The sequence below is a fragment of the Streptomyces sp. NPDC107528 genome (assembly GCF_055639295.1).
The window spans coordinates 200,316-214,166 of record NZ_JBVKAV010000013.1 but is presented as its reverse complement, the minus strand read 5'-3'; the positions used below and the strand labels follow the sequence as shown (position 1 = coordinate 214,166).

The 13,851-nt window shown below is 70.1% G+C and carries 12 protein-coding genes; 4 read left to right on the top strand and 8 right to left on the bottom strand.

The window, feature by feature from the left end:
- Window positions 1-323: 323 nt before the first annotated feature.
- On the top strand, window positions 324-980 hold the full coding sequence (locus ACZ7L5_RS36210; RefSeq protein ID WP_471522358.1) for a bifunctional DNA primase/polymerase: 657 nt from the start codon (window positions 324-326) through the stop codon (window positions 978-980).
- Window positions 981-1,092: 112 nt separating this feature from the next.
- Here ACZ7L5_RS36210 and ftsY read toward each other — a convergent pair whose 3' ends face one another.
- Entirely contained in the window at window positions 1,093-2,304 is a 1,212-nt protein-coding gene (gene ftsY, locus ACZ7L5_RS36205; RefSeq protein ID WP_365057839.1) for a signal recognition particle-docking protein FtsY, read from the bottom strand.
- Between the two features lie 105 nt (window positions 2,305-2,409).
- Here ftsY and ACZ7L5_RS36200 point away from each other — a divergent pair, with 105 nt between their 5' ends.
- Window positions 2,410-3,381 carry an LLM class flavin-dependent oxidoreductase gene (locus ACZ7L5_RS36200; RefSeq protein WP_471522356.1) on the top strand — a complete coding sequence of 324 codons (972 nt, stop codon included), beginning with the start codon at window positions 2,410-2,412 and terminating at the stop codon, window positions 3,379-3,381.
- Between the two features lie 147 nt (window positions 3,382-3,528).
- Here ACZ7L5_RS36200 and ACZ7L5_RS36195 read toward each other — a convergent pair whose 3' ends face one another.
- The 4 genes from ACZ7L5_RS36195 to ACZ7L5_RS36180 form a co-directional block, all read right to left on the bottom strand.
- Window positions 3,529-4,944 carry a sugar porter family MFS transporter gene (locus tag ACZ7L5_RS36195; protein WP_471522354.1) on the bottom strand — a complete coding sequence of 472 codons (1,416 nt, stop codon included), beginning with the start codon at window positions 4,942-4,944 and terminating at the stop codon, window positions 3,529-3,531.
- A gap of 235 nt (window positions 4,945-5,179) precedes the next feature.
- The gene (gene smc, locus ACZ7L5_RS36190; protein WP_471522352.1) at window positions 5,180-8,752 is read right to left on the bottom strand and encodes a chromosome segregation protein SMC; all 3,573 of its coding nucleotides are present in this window, start codon (window positions 8,750-8,752) and stop codon (window positions 5,180-5,182) included.
- Between the two features lie 255 nt (window positions 8,753-9,007).
- A complete protein-coding gene (locus tag ACZ7L5_RS36185; RefSeq protein ID WP_030048901.1) occupies window positions 9,008-9,211 on the bottom strand; it encodes a hypothetical protein in 204 nt (67 codons plus the stop codon).
- A 383-nt stretch (window positions 9,212-9,594) separates the two neighbouring features.
- Window positions 9,595-9,876 (bottom strand): acylphosphatase, encoded by a 282-nt coding sequence (locus ACZ7L5_RS36180; protein ID WP_471522349.1) that lies wholly within the window; start codon window positions 9,874-9,876, stop codon window positions 9,595-9,597.
- Between the two features lie 152 nt (window positions 9,877-10,028).
- On the opposite strand from ACZ7L5_RS36180, the gene ACZ7L5_RS36175 reads away from it, so the two are divergent.
- Window positions 10,029-11,210 carry a CAP domain-containing protein gene (locus ACZ7L5_RS36175; RefSeq protein ID WP_471522347.1) on the top strand — a complete coding sequence of 394 codons (1,182 nt, stop codon included), beginning with the start codon at window positions 10,029-10,031 and terminating at the stop codon, window positions 11,208-11,210.
- A gap of 160 nt (window positions 11,211-11,370) precedes the next feature.
- Here the strand turns inward: ACZ7L5_RS36175 and ACZ7L5_RS36170 are convergent, their stop codons facing one another.
- Both ACZ7L5_RS36170 and ACZ7L5_RS36165 read right to left on the bottom strand, forming a co-directional pair.
- Window positions 11,371-11,715, bottom strand: coding sequence for a hypothetical protein (locus ACZ7L5_RS36170; RefSeq protein ID WP_471522345.1), 345 nt, complete (start codon window positions 11,713-11,715; stop codon window positions 11,371-11,373).
- A gap of 104 nt (window positions 11,716-11,819) precedes the next feature.
- Window positions 11,820-12,404 carry a flavodoxin family protein gene (locus ACZ7L5_RS36165; protein ID WP_471522343.1) on the bottom strand — a complete coding sequence of 195 codons (585 nt, stop codon included), beginning with the start codon at window positions 12,402-12,404 and terminating at the stop codon, window positions 11,820-11,822.
- A 123-nt stretch (window positions 12,405-12,527) separates the two neighbouring features.
- Here ACZ7L5_RS36165 and ACZ7L5_RS36160 point away from each other — a divergent pair, with 123 nt between their 5' ends.
- Window positions 12,528-12,929, top strand: a complete 402-nt coding sequence (locus ACZ7L5_RS36160) for a winged helix-turn-helix transcriptional regulator (RefSeq protein ID WP_471522341.1) — start codon at window positions 12,528-12,530, stop codon at window positions 12,927-12,929.
- On the opposite strand, the gene mutM is transcribed toward ACZ7L5_RS36160, so the two are convergent.
- Entirely contained in the window at window positions 12,902-13,762 is an 861-nt protein-coding gene (gene mutM / locus ACZ7L5_RS36155) for a bifunctional DNA-formamidopyrimidine glycosylase/DNA-(apurinic or apyrimidinic site) lyase (protein WP_471522339.1), read from the bottom strand. The two genes, ACZ7L5_RS36160 and mutM, sit on opposite strands and share 28 nt — an antisense overlap.
- Window positions 13,763-13,851: the final 89 nt, after the last annotated feature.

Genomic DNA, 13,851 nt, shown 5'->3' with positions numbered 1-13,851 from the left:
GTGCATGTGCCCCGAGGGTCCGTGCACACACGGTAATCCTACGATCACGCCTCCAGCCATGGCGATCCGGGAAACGCCACCATTCGCCACCCCTTCGAATGAACTAACGGACGCCTCCACGCGATTCACTTGACATAGGACGGCCGGAAGTGGGCGGAGCGAAGCACTGTGAGGCGCGCGTCGCTGAGTCCACAACCCTGACTGCTTCCAAGCGCCGCGTGAGGCGAACGGCGCCGGAGGGTAACCGGCCTCCGAGGAACACACAGGGTCACGTTCCGGTTCCGCGCCGTAACCACCGGCGCACTGGACCCGTTGGAGGGGGCATGGGCTTCACGATCGGCGGCATCCGGGAGATCCGGTCCGGCACGCGTCGACGCGGCCGCGCCTCGGAGTGCACCGCCGTCGCCGAGTTCACCGGGCTGTGGGGCTGGGACGTGGCGCCCGGCGCGCGAGCCGCCGCGGGCGCCTGCTCGTGCGGCCGCTCCGACTGCGACGCGCCCGGCGCACACCCCCTGGACTTCGCGCCGCAGATCCCGGCCGGGGCCACGCTCGACGAGGTCGCCAAGGCGTGGTCGGAGTTCCCGGGTGCCTCGGTGATGCTGCCGGTCGGGCGGGCGTTCGACGTGATCGAGGTGGCCGAGCCGGCCGGGCGTCGTGCGCTGGCCCGGCTCGAGCGGATGGGTCTCCCCCTCGGCCCGGTCACCGCCACGCCCGAGGGCCGCGCGCAGTTCCTCGTCTCCCCCGGCGCCGCCGCCGAGCTCCCCGAGCTCCTCTACCGCATGGGCTGGGACGACCCGACCCACCTCGACCTGCGCGGCCTCGGACCCGGCACGTCCATCACGGCCCCGCCGTCCGACCGGGGCGGGCTGGGGCCGGTGCGCTGGCTGCGGGCGCCACAGCTGGACACGACCACGAAGCCGCCGGCCGCGCGACTGCTGCTCGGGACGCTGGCCTACGTGGCTCATCGGTCGCGGGCGTAGCGCGCACCACCGGGCACAACCGTCACAGCCGTACTCAGCGAAGCGCCCGTCCCCCAACTGCACCTTGGGGGGCGGGCGCTTCTTCGCTTCGAGCAGGTACGAATTTCGTAGGTCACTCTCCGATAAGCGCATCCACGAACGCCTCCGGCTCGAACGGAGCCAGGTCGTCGGCGCCCTCGCCGAGTCCGACCAGCTTCACCGGCACGCCCAGTTCACGCTGGACCGCGATCACGATGCCGCCCTTGGCCGTGCCGTCCAGCTTGGTGAGCACGATGCCGGTGATGTCGACGACCTCGGCGAAGACACGGGCCTGGACCAGGCCGTTCTGCCCCGTCGTCGCGTCCAGCACGAGCAGGACCTCGTCCAGCGGCGCGTGCTTCTCGACGACCCGCTTGACCTTGCCGAGCTCGTCCATGAGGCCGGTCTTGGTGTGCAGGCGCCCGGCGGTGTCGATGAGGACGACGTCCGACCCCATCTCCTTGCCTTCCTTCACCGCGTCGAAGGCGACGGAGGCGGGGTCGCCGCCCTCCGGCCCGCGCACGGTGTAGGCGCCGACCCGCTCGCCCCAGGTCTGCAGCTGGTCGGCGGCGGCGGCACGGAAGGTGTCGGCGGCGCCCAGCACGACGCTGCGGCCGTCGGCCACGAGGACGCGGGCGAGCTTGCCGGTGGTGGTGGTCTTGCCGGTGCCGTTGACGCCGACGACCATCACGATGCCGGGCTTGCTGGCCTCCGGCTCGGTCTTGACCACGCGGTCCATGTCGGTGCCGACCAGCTTCAGCAGTTCCTCGCGCAGCAGGGTGCGCAGCTCGACCGGCGTGCGGGTGCCGAGGACCTTCACGCGCTCGCGCAGCCCGTCGACCAGCTCCTGGGTGGGCTGCACGCCGACGTCGGCGGTGAGCAGCGTGTCTTCGATCTCCTCCCAGGTGTCCTCGTCGAGGTGCTCGCGCGACAGGAGCGTGAGCAGTCCCTTGCCGAGGGCGGTCTGGGAGCGGGAGAGCCGGGCGCGCAGTCGGATCAGGCGGCCCGCGGTGGGCTCCGGGACCTCGATCTCGATCGGCGGGGGCTCTTCGACGACGGGCGGTTCCTCGACGGCGACCCCGGTCGAACCGTCGGGAAGATCCACCTCCTCTATGGTCCGGCGCGGTTCGTCGCGCGGCGTCTCGGCCTCGTCGCCGACGTGCGGCTCGGCCGGAGGGGCGGTGATGTCGGGGGCGGCGGGCGGCGGCGGGGGCAGCTGCTTCTTGCGCCGGCTGCCGATGATGAGCCCGCCGAGCGCGCCGAGCACGACCACGGCGATGACTACAGCAAGGATGACGATGTCCATAACCCGTCCAGTATCGGCCATGGAGCCCGGCGACACCGCTCTGGATGTCTGACACACCGTCAGCTAACGTCCGCCTTCACACCCGCCCGGTGAAGGGGGACCCCCATGCCCGTCACGGTCGTACGTTTCAACCTCGTCGAGCCCGACGCGACCCCCGCCTCACTCGCCGCCCGCTACCGGGCGGCCCTGGAGATGGCCGCGTACGCCGACGAGCACGGCATCACCACCGTGCAGACCGAGGAGCACCACGGCGCCGACAACAACTGGCTGCCGTCGCCGTTCGCCTTCGCGGCCGCGGTCTTCGGCGCGACGCGCCGCATCGCCGTCACGGTTTCGGCGATCATCGGGCCACTGCACGACCCGCTGCGGCTGGCCGAGGAGATCGCCGTACTGGACCTGCTGAGCGGCGGCCGGCTGGTGACGGTCGCCGGGATCGGCTACCGGCCCGAGGAGTACGCCCTGTTCGACGTGGACTGGAAGCGGCGCGGAAGACTCCAGGACGAGCTGCTGGAGACGCTGCTGAAGGCCTGGACCGGCGAGCCCTTCGAGTACCGGGGCCGTACGGTACGGGTCACTCCGCGCCCGTACACCGATCCGCACCCGCTCCTGCTGGTCGGCGGCTCCTCGAAGGCCGCCGCCCGCCGGGCCGCCCGGCTCGGTTTGCCGTTCTTCCCCAGCGCCCATCTGCCGGAGCTGGAGGCGTACTACAAGGAGCGGCTCGTCGAGTACGGCACCGAGGGCTGGACCATGATGCCGGCCGCCGAGACGCCGCTGCTGCACGTGGCCGAGGATCCCGACCGGGCGTGGGCGCAGTACGGGAGGCACTTCCTGCACGAGGCTCGGACGTACGCCTCCTGGCAGTCCGGCGAGATCCGCTCGGCGGTGAAGTCGGGGGCCACGACCGTGGCGGAACTGCGGGCGGAGGGCGTGTACCGGATCGTGACGCCCGAGGAGTGTGCGGCGCTGGGCCACGCCAACTACGTACTGCACCCGTTGTCCGGCGGGATGCCGGTGGAGGAGGGGTGGCGCAGCCTGCGGTTGTTCTGCGAGCGGGTGCTGCCGGGGCTCGGCGACTGATCGCGTCGCATCCGAGGCCGTGTCCCCTCGCACACGACACCGCCGCCCCGGCTCGGGCAGTGGCCGAGCCGGGGCGGCGGCGGGGTTACGGGGAGAGGGGCAGCGGGGACTTGGCCCTTCTCCCCGAGTTCGGGGAGCCCTGGCGGCTCAGCCCATCTCCTCCAGCTTCTTGCCCTTGGTCTCGGGCACGAACTTGAGGATGAAGGGGATGGAGAGGAAGGCGAACACCGCGTACATGACGTAGGTGAGCGACAGGTTCCAGTCCGACAGGTCCGGGAAGGTGATCGTGATGACCCAGTTGGCGATCCACTGGGCCGAGGCGGCCACACCGAGGGCGGCGGCACGGATCTTGTTCGGGAAGACCTCGCCGAGCATGACCCAGACGACCACGCCCCAGGACAGGGCGAAGAAGAGGACGAAGGCGTTGGCGGCGATCAGCGCGACGTAGCCCTGCGCGGTCGGCAGGGGGTCGCTGCCGTTCTGGAAGGAGAAGGCCCAGGCGGCCGCCGCGAGCGAGATGCCCATACCGACGGAGCCGATGAGGGCCAGCGGCTTGCGGCCGAGGCGGTCGACGAAGATCATCGCGATCACGGTGCCGATGATGTTGACGATCGAGGTCTCGAACGAGTAGAAGAACGAGCTCGACGGGTCGACGCCCACCGACTGCCACAGCAGGTTCGAGTAGTAGAAGATGACGTTGATGCCGACCAGCTGCTGGAAGACGGAGAGGCCGATACCGATCCACACGATCGGCAGCAGACCGAACCGGCCGCCCAGCAGGTCCTTGAAGGTCGACCTGTGGTCGCTCTTCATGGCCTGCTCGATCTCGGTGACGCGGCCGTCGAGGTCCACGCCGCCCTCGACGTCGGCGAGCACCTTCTTCGCATCCTCGGTGCGGCCGACGCTGATCAGGTAGCGCGGGGACTCGGGGATGGCGAACGACAGCAGGCCGTAGACCAGGGCGGGCACGAGCATCACGCCGAGCATCCACTGCCAGGCCTCCAGGCCCGCGACCGTCCCGCGCTCCTCGCCGTCGGCCATGTTGAGGATGGCCCAGTTGACGAGCTGCGAGACGGCGATGCCGATGACGATGGCGGCCTGCTGGAAGGAGGCGAGCCTGCCTCGGTACGCGGGCGGGGCGACCTCGGCGATGTAGGCGGGGCCGATGACCGAGGCCATGCCGATGGCGATGCCGCCGAGGACACGCCAGGCCGCGAGGTCCCACGCGGCGAACGGGAGGCCGGAGCCGACGGCGCTCACGGCGAACAGCACCGCCGCGATCTGCATGACGCGGATGCGGCCGATGCGGTCGGCTATGCGGCCGGCGATCGCGGCGCCGAGGGCGCTGCCGAGCAGGGCGCTTGCGGCGACGGTACCGGTGACGCCGGAGCTGAGATCGAACCGGGCCTGGATGCCGCCGTTGGCTCCGTTGATGACGGAGCTGTCATAGCCGAACAGGAAGCCGCCCATGGCAGCCGCCGCGGTGATGAAGACGACGTGCCCGAGATGTTCGGGGTGCGCCGTCCTCGCTCCTGACGTGGGTGCCTGCGCTGTGCTGGTCACGTGTACTCCTCGGGCGCCGGCAACGCTGCCGGGTGGGGGTCAGCCGCTCCAAGTAGTGATACCTGAAGTTAAAAGCAACGTTGCAGAGACTATGCCTTCAAGTATCGAAGTCAATACCCAGGAAGCTGTGACCTTGGAGACGCGACTAAGTGAGTTGTGTTCACTTCTTGAAGTGAAGGTGAAGGCAATGGTGACGGTGAAGGTGATCGCGCCCGATGGTCGACAGCGACCGGCGTCAACGCAGTCGCTGGCTGATGACCTTTGACACCCCGTCACCCTGCATGGAGACGCCGTACAGCGCGTCGGCGACCTCCATCGTGCGCTTCTGGTGGGTGATCACAATCAGCTGCGAGGCCTCCTGCAGCTCCTGCATGATGCGGATCAGCCGCTGGAGGTTGGTGTCGTCGAGGGCGGCCTCGACCTCGTCCATGACGTAGAACGGGCTCGGGCGGGCCTTGAAGATCGACACCAGCATCGCGACCGCGGTGAGTGAACGCTCACCACCCGAGAGCAGCGACAGCCGCTTGACCTTCTTGCCGGGCGGACGCGCCTCGACATCGACACCCGTGGTGAGCATGTTGTCGGGATCGGTCAGGATCAGCCGTCCCTCGCCACCGGGGAACAGCCGGCTGAAGACGCCCTCGAACTCCCGGGCGGTGTCGCGGTAGGCCTCGGTGAAGACCTGCTCGACGCGCTCGTCGACCTCCTTGACGACCTGGAGCAGATCGGCGCGGGTCTTCTTCAGGTCTTCCAGTTGCTCGCTGAGGAACTTGTGCCGCTCCTCCAGTGCCGCGAACTCCTCCAAGGCGAGCGGGTTGACCTTGCCGAGCTGCTGATAGGCGCGCTCGGCGGCCTTGAGCCGCTTCTCCTGTTCGCCCCGGACGAAGGGCTTGGGCTGGTTGCGGGGATGCTCGGGGTCCTCGGGAAGCTGCTCGCCCTCGGCGGCCAGGGAGGGCGGTACGAGCTGGTGGGGGCCGTACTCGGAGACGAGACCGGCGGGCTCCACGCCCAGCTCCTCCAGCGCCTTGGTCTCCAGTTGCTCGATCCGCATCCGCTTCTCGGCGCCGAGGACCTCGCCGCGGTGGACGGAGTCGGTCAGCTTGTCGAGCTCGGCCTTGAGGTCGCGGCCCTGGTTACGGGCGACGGTGAGCTCCTGCTCGCGGCGGGCCTTGGCGGCCTCGGCGGCGGTGCGCTCCTCGTCGGCGCGGGCGAGGGAGACCTCGACGTGCGCGAGGAGTTGCCGGGCACCGGAGGCGACGGCTTCGGCGACGGCCGCCTCGTGGCGCAGCCGGGCCCGCCGCTGCTCGGCACGCGCGCGTGCCTCGCGTTCGGCGCGGGCGGCGCGGTCCAGGGAGTCGGCACGTCCGGCCAGTCCCTTGACGCGCTCCTCGTGGGTACGGACCTGGAGACGGGCCTCCATCTCGGTCTGCCGTGCGTTGGCGCCGTCGGCGGCGAGACGGTCTCGTGCCGACGTGTCGGGCTCCTCCTCGACCGGCATCTCCTCGGCGACGGCGAGCCGCTCGGCAAGCTCCTCGGCCTCCTGGAGGGCCTTGTCGAGCGAGTCCTGCGCGCGCGTGGCTGCGGCGACGGACCGCTCGGCCTCACCGGCGGCACCGCGCGCCTGCCCGGCGAGCCGCCCGAGCTGCTGCGCGACGGCCGACTTCTCCCGGTCGGCCGCCCTGCGCCGCTCCCCCAGCTCCTCGACCAGCGCGGCACACTCCTTGCGCCGCTCGACCGTCGCCTGCTGCGCCTCGGCCAGCTCCTCGCACCGCACGGCCAGCTCTTCCAGCTCGGCAGCGGCCTCGTCCACGGAGGCCTGCACTTCGAGGAGACTGGGCGCCCCGGCGGACCCCCCGTGCGCGAAGTGCGCCCCGAGCAGGTCGCCTTCGGCGGTTACGGCCGTGAGGTGGGGGTGGGTGTAGACGAGGTCTTCGGCGTCTTCGAGCGTGCCGACGACGACGATGCCGTGCAGGAGACGTCGTACTGCCGGCATGAGGTCGGAAGGGCCGCGGACCAGATCTGCCGCGTGTCGCTGCGTGGCGGACGCCGCTTCGTCGTGGCCGGTCGCGTCCCTTCGGGGCGCCTCCGGTGCCCCGGCGAGCAAGAGTGACGCCCTTCCGCCGTCCTGCTTCCGCAGCATGCGGATGGCGTCCGCCGCCGCCGAAGGCGACGTCACCGCCAGCGCGTCCGCCGCCGCACCGAAGGCCGCCGCCAGCGGGATCTCGTAGCCCGGGGTCACCGTCAGCAGTTCGGCGGCGGGGCCCAGCAGTCCCGTGAGCCGGTCCTTCGCTCCGAGCAGCGCGCCCGTGCCGTCCTTTCGCCGCAAGCCGAGCGCCAGCGCCTCGTGGCGGGCCTGCGTCGCGGCGCGGCCGCGTTCCGCCACGGTGGCCGCCTCGCGGGCTGCCGTGAGCGCGGCCTCGGCCTCGGCGAGCTGCTGCTTGGCGGCTTCGTGCTGCTCGGCGAGTTCCGCGTCGCCGGCGTCCAGGCCGTCGACCTCGGCCTTCAGCGCCTCGTACTCCTCCTGCGCGGCGAAGGCCCGCTCCTGGGCCTCGTCCCGTGCGGCGGCGAGGCGGTCGATCTCGGCCTGGGCGGAGGCCGCACGTGAACGGGCGGCGTTGACCTGCCCGTTCAGCCGGGCGAGTCCCTCACGGCGGTCGGCGATGGCCCGGGCGACGTCCTTCAGGCGCCGTTCCTCCTGCGTGAGTTCCCGCTCCAGCTCGGCGCGGTGCGCGACCGTGTCCTCCAGGGCCCGCTCGGCTGCCTCCAGGGCCGCTTCGAGCTCGGCCTCCTGCTCACGGATGCGGGCGGCCTCGCGCTCCATGTCCTCGGGGTCGCGGCCCCGCCGTTCCTCCGGTGGCGCGGAGGTCGCGCTCTTCACGCGCGCGTCGGCCAGCGAGATCGTGCCGCGCACCCGCTCGGCGAGCTGGGACAGTTCGTACCAGGTCTGCTGGGCCCGCTGCAGGCGCGGCGTGAGCTGGCGTACCTCGTCCTCCAGGAGCCCTTCGCGCTGGAGCGCCTTCCTCAGCTCCTGTTCGGCGGCCTCCTTGCGCTCCTTCAGCGCGGCCTCGTCGGCGACCTCGGTCTGGAGCGCCTGACGGAGCCGTACGAGATCGTCGGCGAGGAGGCGGAGCCGGGCGTCGCGCAGATCCGCCTGGATGACGGCGGCCCGGCGCGCAACGGCCGCCTGACGGCCGAGGGGCTTGAGCTGTCGGCGCAGTTCGTCCGTCAGGTCCTGCACGCGCGCGAGGTTGGCCTGCATCGCGTCCAGCTTGCGAAGAGCCTTCTCCTTGCGCTTGCGGTGCTTGAGGACACCGGCCGCCTCCTCGATGAAGGCGCGGCGGCCCATCGGGTCGGCGTGCAGGACGGAGTCGAGCTGGCCCTGGCCGACGATGACGTGCATCTCGCGGCCGATGCCGGAGTCGGAGAGCAGTTCCTGGATGTCGAGGAGGCGACACGTGTCGCCGTTGATCTGGTACTCGCTGCCGCCGTTGCGGAACATGATCCGCGTGATGGTGACCTCGGCGTACTCGATGGGCAGTGCGCCATCCGAGTTGTCGATGGTCAGCGAAACCTCGGCTCGGCCAAGTGGCGGACGGCCGGTCGTGCCGGCGAAGATGACGTCCTCCATCTTGCCGCCGCGCAGCGACTTGGCACCCTGCTCACCCATGACCCAGCTGAGCGCGTCCACCACGTTGGACTTGCCCGAGCCGTTCGGTCCGACGACGCACGTGATGCCCGGCTCGAACCGGAGTGTGGTCGCCGAGGCGAACGACTTGAACCCGCGGAGGGTCAGGGCCTTGAGGTGCACGCCGCTGGACTCTACCTTCCGCCTGTATCTCGCTCCATGAACCCGCGGTTTCACCGATGAACGTGCAGGGCACACCAGACGTTAAAGAGGGTGAAAGGATGCGCGGGGCAGTAAGCCGGGAGGCAAGAAAGAAGGGACGCCGAAGCGTCCCTTGCAACTTCTGACGACTGACTTGCCAGTCGCCTGACAACTACCTAGCGGTTGGATACGAGCCGCCCAAACCACTGCTTGTGCTGTCGTGGAGCGATGCAGTGATCAGGTGAGCGCAGGCTCCGCCTGGTGTGCGTCGATGCTCTCCATGATCCTGTCGTGAGAAGCGGCAGCCGTCAGCGCGTCGTTCTCCGCCTGGATCCGTCCGAGCTCGGATTCCAGGTCCTGGACACGCTGCTGGAGCCGTCGCATCTCGGCGAGGAGTCGAGGGTCGGAGCCGCCGACGTAACCGAGAAGCGCCTTTGCCATGATGGATGGTCCTCCACAATGAGTGACCGACCGAAGCGGTGTGGGTCGTGAGGGATTCGCACCCGCGGTTGGTTGGCAGGCCTGGAGTTGTACTGCCGTTCAGCCACGCCAAACAGCGAAGGTGCGCGGGGCTTTCAGCGTCTCACCAAAAAGTTTGACGGTCAACACGATCACGCCCCGTATTGGCGGGCAAACCCGGGGGCACACGGCCTTGAGACGGCTGCGCGGCGACTCCTGCGGGCCCTGCGGGGCGTGGCGATCATCCTTCAGTGCGGAGCCTGCCACCGTGAGCCGTTCTTGGCAACCACCTGCCCATTTCTGCTCGGGGCAGTTGCCGGTGGCAGATCCGTCCGCTTGTTCCAGGGCCGCTTTACAGAACCGGCTCAACGGATGGCGAAGCCGTCGTAACACCCGCGAGGTGTGTCCCAGATCTCGGTGACACCGTCCACCCGCCCGGGCGTGTCGTCGCCCTGGAGCCAGTCGAGGAGTCCTTCACAACCCTTGCGCGAGCCCTCCGCAACCACTTGGACCCGACCGTCGGCCAAATTGAGAGCAAAACCACTCAGGCCGCCGATCTCGAGGGCCTTGGCCCGCGTGAACCAGCGAAAACCCACACCTTGGACGCTTCCACGCACCCAGGCGACCAGCCGTACATCGTCGCTCATAGGTGCAACCTAACGGGCCAATGTCTCTCCGAGCACTTCCTCCCCTGGCGCCATGCGGTACCGTCCCCACCCAATGAATCTCATATGAAACTCACACGATCGAGTGAGTTCTGTGAGGACGTTGAGACCGCAGGGACGAGGAAGGCCAGAACATGGGACGCCACCGACGCTCCGCCGCCGGACGCGCCGCCACCGGCCGCGCCACGGGGGTCACACATACGGACGGCTCCTACACGGAGGGCCACGACCCGCTCAACTCGCACGACGGTGGCCGGCCCACGATGGGCATCGCGCCCTATCTGAACCCGGAGGCGTACGCCGAGGCCTACGCGAAGAGCGACGCGTACCTCTTCGCCGAGGACGACGACTACGACCGGATCACCAACACCGCGACCTTCCCGAGCGACGCCCACTCCATGAGTGGCTCCGCCTCGGGCGCGGACACCGCGGTCTTCCGCAGTGACGGCTTCACCCCCAGCTCCGGCTCCCGTCGCCCCGGGAACGGCGCGCACCGCCGCCGCAAGAAGAAGGCCGTGGCGCCGGTGAAGACCGGTCTGCTCGGCGTCTCCGCTGCGGTCGCCCTGGGCACGGTCGCGGTCGCCACCGGTGTGGTGCCCGGCATCGACAATTACAGGCTCGGCGGCGGCAACGGCGCGGACAAGGTGCAGGCCGCCGACACCCCGACCAACTCCCCCAACGAGCAGGGCGGCACCTCCGGCAGCGCCGACAGGGACGAGAACGGCTCGGCGACGAGCCGCGACACCGAGCGGCCCACCTCGCCGGCCCCGTCGACCTCCTCGGCCGCGCCGACGAAGACCCCGTCGAAGAAGCCCTCGGCCACGCCCAGCGAGAAGCCGAAGGACACGCCTTCGCGTACGGCCACGAAGACGCCGGAGCAGAAGCCCGAGAAGAAGCCCGAGAAGGAGCAGACCAGCGCTCCCGTGACGGTCTCCGCGCAGGCCGCCGCCGCGGCCGAGGTGCTGAAGCTCGTCAACGAGGAGCGCGCTCAGGTCGGCTGCAGCGCGGTGGCCGCCAACAGCTCGCTCGCCGATCTGGCCCAGGACTTCAGTGCGGACATGGCGGAGCGGGGCTTCTTCGACCACACCGACCCCGACGGCGCATCCCCGTGGGACCGGGCCGCGAAGGCCGGTATCACCGACCTCGGCGGCGAGAACATAGCCCGCGGTCAGTCCGACGCGGCCGCCGTGATGGACGCCTGGATGAACAGCCCGGGCCACAAGGCCAACATCCTGAACTGCGACTTCAAGACCCTCGGCGTCGGCGTGCAGCTCGGCGCCGGCGGCCCTTGGTGGACGCAGGACTTCGGGTACTGAACACGAGGAAGGGCGCGCCCGGTGGACGCGCCCGGATCAGGCCGTCCGGCCGTCGTCGGCCTCCCTGTGCATACCCGCCGAGGCGCTCCCGCCTTGTCGTGGGGCACCTCCGACGACCCCTGACCGGCCCGGGCTGCCGACTCCGGCCCGGGCTGCCGATTCAGTCCTCGGCTAGCCCCAGGGGCCGCAGGGCCGACGTGTAGTCGCCGGTGACCACGAGGTGGTCGATGACCTCGACCATCACGGGGATGCCGGCGTGCCGGACCATCAGGTTGTCCCAGCAATAGAAGTACCGGCCGTCGAGACACTCCCCGGTGTCCTTCCAGCGGTCCATCAGGCGGCGCGCCTCGTCGAGGGTGAAGACGGTCGCGGACCAGCGCTGTCCGTCGGCGAAGGTCACCCACATGTCGACGTTGCAGACCTCGTCGAGGTCCTCCCCCGCGTCCGGTACGAAGCAGATCTCGTATCCGTCCCTGCGCACCCGATAGAACGGGCCGTCCCACACACGTCCCCCCTAGGCGCCGTCCCCCGCGGCCGGCTCGGTCGGCAGGCTACAGCGGGGACGGCGCCTCGTGCGCCTCAATTACGGCGTCGCGTACGGTGTCGCGCTCAGGCGGCCACGCGGCCCCGCACGAACGCCTTCGCCGTCTCCGTCACCCGGCGCCCCAGGTGCTCGGCCGTGGCCACGTCGGCCTTGTGGACGGCCTCCGGCCCCTGGTCGGCGTTGGTCTGGGCGGCGGCGCCCGCGAAGACGCCGAGGCGGTTGAGGTCGTTCTCGGAGCCGGCGCTGCTGTTCCAGCCGGGGAGCAGGCCGAGGTTGATCCAGTGCATGCCGAGCTGGGCGGCCAGGATCTGGAAGAACTGCAGGGTGTGCAGCTTGTCGCCGCTCTTGGAGGCGGAGTTGGTGAAGCCGGCGGCCAGCTTGTCCGTCCAGGCCTGCTCGGCCCAGCGCTTCGAGGTGGCCTCCGCGAAGACGTGGAAGGCGCCGGATGCGGTGCCCATATAGGTCGGAGAACCGAACACGATTGCGTCCGAGGCGTCGAGGGTCGCCCACTGCTCCTCGGTGATCTCGTCCACCTTGATCAGATGCACCTCGGCACCGGCCTCGACGGCACCGGAGCGGACGGCCTCGGCGATGACGGCGGTGTGGCCGTAGCCGGAGTGGTAGGCGATGGAGACGACGGGGGTGGTCACTTAAGTGCTCCTGAACGTAGGCAGCCCAGCGAGAGTCAGCTCGCCGGCGGTAACGAAAGGAAAGCACTAACTTTCAGTTAGTGCAACCTGCCGGTTAGCGCTGCGTTCGAGTACGCTTCAGATATGGACACCACGCAGGAGCGCACGGAGGCGCAGGACCTCCCGTACAACGTGTTCGCCAAGGCCTGCCCCTCGCGCGGCACGCTGGAGCACGTCACGGGCCGCTGGGGCGGGCTCACGCTCGGCGCCCTGTACGAGGGCTCGCTGCGCTTCAACGAGCTGCGCCGCCGCGTCGACGGCGTCAGCGAGAAGATGCTGTCCCAGACGCTGCACGCCCTGGAGCGGGACGGCCTGGTGCGCCGCGATGCCCAGCCGACGAACCCGCCGCGGGTCGACTACGAACTGACTCCCCTGGGGCGCGGCGTGGCGGAGCGGCTGCTGAACCTCATCCACTTCGTGGAGGGGCAGATGGACGACGTGCTCGAAGCACGCGTGCGTTACGACGGGACGCGCGGCGCCCTCTGACACTTCGGGCAGAAGTAGCTGGACCGGTTCATCCAGGCCCGCCTGCGCATGGGCGTACCGCACCTCTTGCACGGCAGCCCTTCACGGCCGTACGCGTCGAGCGACCGGTCGAAGTAGCCCGACTCGCCGTTGACGTTGACGTAGAGGCTGTCGAAGCTCGTGCCGCCGACGGCGAGGGCGGCGTTCATGACGTCCCTTACGTGGCCCAGGAGTTCGAGGCTGCGCGGGCGCGTGAAGGTCGCGGTCGGGCGGTCGTAGTGGAGGCGGGCGCGCCAAAGGGCCTCGTCCGCGTAGATGTTGCCGACGCCGCTGATCAACGACTGGTCGAGCAGGGCCCGTTTGATGGTCGAGCGCTTGCGGCGCAGGGCCTGGTGGAAGGCCTCGTCGTCGAAGAGCGGGTCGAGGGGGTCGCGGGCGATGTGCGCGATGACGTCGGGCAGCCCGTCGGGGGTGTTGTCGTGCAACGACAGTCCGCCGAAGGTGCGTTGGTCGACGAAGCGCAGCTCGGTGTCGACCGCGTCAGCGAACCGCACCCGGATCCTGAGGTGCTTCTCGTCGGGCGCGGTGCTCGGCTGGACCAGCAGCTGGCCGCTCATGCCGAGGTGGGCCAGGACCGACTGGTGCGTGTCCTCCAGGGGCAGCCACAGATACTTGCCGCGGCGGCTCGGCGTGCCGATGCGGTGGCCCCCCAGGCGATGCGCGAAGTCGTCGCCGCCCGCGATGTGCCGGCGTACGGCACGCGGATGCAGCACCTCGGCATCGGCGACCGTGCGGTGGGCGACCCACCGCTCCAGTCCGCGTCGTACGACCTCGACCTCGGGCAACTCGGGCATGGGGTTCCCCCGTAACACCTGCGCGGCCCGGCAGGGCCGCTCAATGGACCGAGCGCCCGCCCCACGGCGGGGTACGGGCGCTCGGATCG